We start from the raw sequence: 3,851 nt of genomic DNA on the forward strand, positions 1-3,851 counted from the left end.
TGGCATTGAATACGTCATAAAGATCATAACGACGCGGCCTTGTATGCTTACGGAAGTTTTCTAAATCAGGTTGTATTAACGCAAATTGCGCTCGAGAAATATTGCTTGGATAATCTGGCATGACAAACTCCTCGGTCGGTTTTCCACAATTCTACCAGATTCAGCAGATACTAGACAGGTTCTAAGCACTCCACAACGAACCGGGTTGAATCTTAACCATTGATGGTATCTCAGATCCCTGGGTTCAAACAAAAATAGCGGGCGACCAACGCAGTTTTGTGCGTTAGTCGCCCGCTTTGGTTTCTCTATTAAACACGACACGTGGCCTGAATTTCTGGAGCCCCCGGTAAATAAGCCTCAATATCTGGCGTGTTACGTTGCGTGTAAACCGTTAGTAATGGTTAAAAATACTTAAAGACGTCCAGTTTATTTAATTTTTCCATTTGTACAATACCAAACCAGATCGTATTAGCCTTTGCGCCTGCCGTTGGTTTTGTGAACAGACTTATTCTTTCGCACCAGCGTGGTAGAGTGGATCTGTTGCTCATCGTGGTTATTGTGTAAAGGTAGATCACAATGCTCAAAGATCTGGTAAACCCGGTCCTTTAGATTAAGGGCATTGTTAATCACATTGCGTAATAATTTTAACGGTGATTTCTTGATTGTTTCCTCGATTAACTAGTCGGCTTTGTGTTTCTAGTGCGTTAGCTTTTCACAACCGGGGTCTTAAAAAGATCATTCAAGGCTTCAGACATTGTTGGATGAGTATAGATCATGTCGCGTAATCTTTCGTAAGGTAATTTGGCCTTCATTGCCAATGCAATTAGATTGATGGTTTCATGAGCCTCAGCGGCATACAATGTTGCCCCTAAAATAAGGTGTGTTTTTTGATCAACGCTTACCTTATAAAGCCCGCGTTGATCCTCCAAGACACGGGCCTTTGGAATCGCCTTGACTGATAGCTTGAAGGTTTGTAAATCATAACCTGCACTCTTAGCTTGACGTTCATTTAAGCCGACGTTAGCCAGTGGTGGATTTAGGAACGAAGCAGTCGGTATCACCATTCGATCGGCCGTTGAGCGATCCCCCTTATCAAACAATTGATCTACAATAATACGAAAATCATCCAATGAGACATAAGTGAACATAGGACCGCCATTAACGTCGCCCAAAGCCCAAACGTTTTGTACTGTGGTCCTTAAATGATCATCGACCTGAATAGCACCACGACTGGTTAAAGCAATATCGGTATTTTCTAGCCCTAAACTATTTATATTAGGCCGTCGACCGACTGCAACTAATACCGCATCAAATTCCGCAGTGTTACTTTGATCACCTTGTTGATAATATAATGTAACCTTCTCACCATTATCTTTTACTTGAGTTAGTTGAGTCTCCGGTTTAATCTCGATCCCTGCGTCAGTCAGATCTGCTACGACCTCGGTCGCAATATCAGGATCTTCGCGCTCTAACAATCTGGTATGTTGGTCGAAAATCGTTACATGCGTACCAAAGGAATTAAACATTCCAGCAAATTCAAGGCCAATATAACCGCCACCAATAATTGCTAGTCGTTTCGGTTGTTTCTCCAATTCCATAGCTTCTTTAGACGTAAAAATCCGCTGACCGAATTCTAACCCTGGGATTGATGGCCAATTTGGAACCGCTCCAGTATTAATGAAGATGCGTTCACCTCTCACCTTCTTAGTTGTTCCATCACTCATTACGACTGCCAAAACATAATTGTCGATAAAACGTGCTGACCCATCCCAAATTGTTGCTAGTGGCTCATCAGCCACCATGTGATAGTTTTTGTCTCGCAACTGTCTAGTCATCTCACCACGCTTATTAACTGCCGTAGTAAAGTCTAAGCCACGTTGACCATTTAAAATTAAATTTTTAGATGGTAGGCAGCCAACATTGATGCAAGTCCCTCCATACATTTGTTTTGACCGTTCGATCAGAAGCACGGTCTCATCATGCTGCGCCAAGTACTTAGCTAATGTCTTACCCGCCTTACCAAATCCAATAATAATATTTTTAAATTTATCCATTGTTTTACCCGCCTTTTACTAGTCATTTGTTACTGCACTTATTATAAGTAAGTAAAACGTCAAAAGCAAGTTATATGCTCAACTACCTATTTATCTGACTTGACTTTATAGTCATCATTTCACCATCTTATTTGTCTTTTACCACAGTTTTCCCTCTAGTAGCTGATTTTATGACCTTCTTTACTTTTATAATCGTACTGTCTGGTAGGGTTTGCGCCCGCTCTTGGACCGCCCTACTGGACGCTTGTTATTTCCCATTGCAGCAGTATTATTAGCCTTGCTTGCTGACCTTGCTAGTGTTGTAGCTTTCCTTTGCTGTCAAGAGCGGTTTTATTGCTCTTGGTTGATTTTTAATTTCCCTGTATAATGGATTGAGCAAGAAGTTTTAAGGGCGGTGGCTGTCTTTTCCCTTGTGAGGTGAGGCCCATGGGAACATGGAATAATCTTCAGGAAGGTTTCACAGTCAATGAGCGTCTTCCAGACACTCTCGTTGATGTTGCTGTTTGGCACGTTTTTAATCGCGCTACTCAGCTATATCGACAAGCACCACAAATAAAAAAGCCGCCCTGCGTAACTTTTGTCGGTTACAGGGCGACAATGTAGTTTTGTAATCTAGGCCACCGCCTTTGAAGCGGCTTGCACGGGAAGTCCTGTTCTAGCGGCGCTTCCTTTTTCTGTCTACATTATAGCATGACTATAATGGACTTTCGACTATTTTTAATCAACTTTCTGCCAGTTTTTAGGGAACACGTGTTTGCCTTCTGCGCTACAATACAGGTAAAAGCTAACGGAAGTGATGAAATTGTTTACTGATGATGAACCGCATGGCGTGTTCTTCTTAATTGATAACAAGTCCTTTTATGCTAGTTGCGAGGCCGTTGCCCGGGGACTTAACCCCTTAAAAGTCCCATTAGTGGTCCTTAGTGAAGCTGAAAATACCAATGGTGGACTCATTTTAGCCACGTCACCCGAAGCTAAGCGCTTATTTCATCTTAAAGCCAACGTCTCCCGTAAACGTGACTTACCCAATGACCCCAGGTTGTGGGTCGTGCCACCGCGCATGAACCTTTATATTCAACGTAATTTGCAGATCAATCAGGTCTTTCATCAATTTACTACTGAAAAAGAGGTTTGGCCGTATTCAATTGATGAAAGCATTCTTGATATGACCCATACTTGGCGGCTGTTTGGCAATTCCGTTCGCGAAGTGGCACGCTTGATTCAAAAGACAGTTCGGCAAAAGCTAGGCTTGTATACCACCGTGGGAATTGGTGACAATCCGGTGCAAGCTAAATTAGCCTTAGACCTTTACGCTAAACATAATCATGAATTGATCGGTGAAATCCATTACAAAACTGTGCCGGATAAAATTTGGTCAATTACTGAATTAACGGACGTTTGGGGGATTGGCCCCCGTATGGCGAAACGTTTGAACCGCCTTCACATTCACAATATGTATGAGCTAGCCCATACCAACCCTTATTTACTCAAACAGCAGCTTGGCGTCATTGGTAGCCAGTTATTTGCTACGGCCTGGGGAATTGATCGCGCAAAAGTCACGGAACCAATTAAGGTTAAAGCAGCTAGCCTGGGTAATTCACAAGTGCTACCACGGGACTATTTTAACCAAGCCGAAATCGAAACGGTCATTAAAGAAATTGGGGAACAGGTGGCGGCGCGGCTTCGGCACCACCATAAACTAGCGGGGTGTCTATCGCTAAGAACCCGTCTAGTATCTTTTAAGAACTATCTTCAGGAAGGCCAATACAACCATTTGAAGACTGCTGTTAAGGGCAT

Annotated in this window: 3 protein-coding genes and 2 pseudogenes; 2 read left to right on the forward strand and 3 right to left on the reverse strand. The window is 42.8% G+C overall.

The window, feature by feature from the left end:
- The 3 genes and pseudogenes from ACWPAB_RS15055 to ACWPAB_RS15065 form a co-directional block, all read right to left on the reverse strand.
- A pseudogene (locus ACWPAB_RS15055) lies at positions 1–121 on the reverse strand (IS5/IS1182 family transposase); the annotation flags it as partial.
- 347 nt (positions 122–468) lie between these two features.
- A complete protein-coding gene (locus ACWPAB_RS15060; protein WP_225357878.1) occupies positions 469–675 on the reverse strand; it encodes an IS66 family transposase in 207 nt (68 codons plus the stop codon).
- A 29-nt stretch (positions 676–704) separates the two neighbouring features.
- Positions 705–2,054: an FAD-dependent oxidoreductase gene (locus ACWPAB_RS15065; protein WP_003592338.1), complete on the reverse strand. Its 1,350-nt coding sequence runs from the start codon at positions 2,052–2,054 to the stop codon at positions 705–707.
- Between the two features lie 493 nt (positions 2,055–2,547).
- Here ACWPAB_RS15065 and ACWPAB_RS15070 point away from each other — a divergent pair, with 493 nt between their 5' ends.
- Positions 2,548–2,610 carry a putative holin-like toxin gene (locus ACWPAB_RS15070; RefSeq protein WP_222843308.1) on the forward strand — a complete coding sequence of 21 codons (63 nt, stop codon included), beginning with the start codon at positions 2,548–2,550 and terminating at the stop codon, positions 2,608–2,610.
- 240 nt (positions 2,611–2,850) lie between these two features.
- Positions 2,851–3,774: pseudogene (locus tag ACWPAB_RS15075) on the forward strand (Y-family DNA polymerase); the annotation flags it as partial.
- Positions 3,775–3,851: the final 77 nt, after the last annotated feature.

This window comes from Lacticaseibacillus sp. 30, from assembly GCF_053819265.1.

Bases quoted from the DNA above. Each gene is read 5' to 3' on its own strand.
- ACWPAB_RS15065 (WP_003592338.1), bottom strand. From the start codon at position 2,054: ATGGATAAATTTAAAAATATTATTATTGGATTTGGTAAGGCGGGTAAG.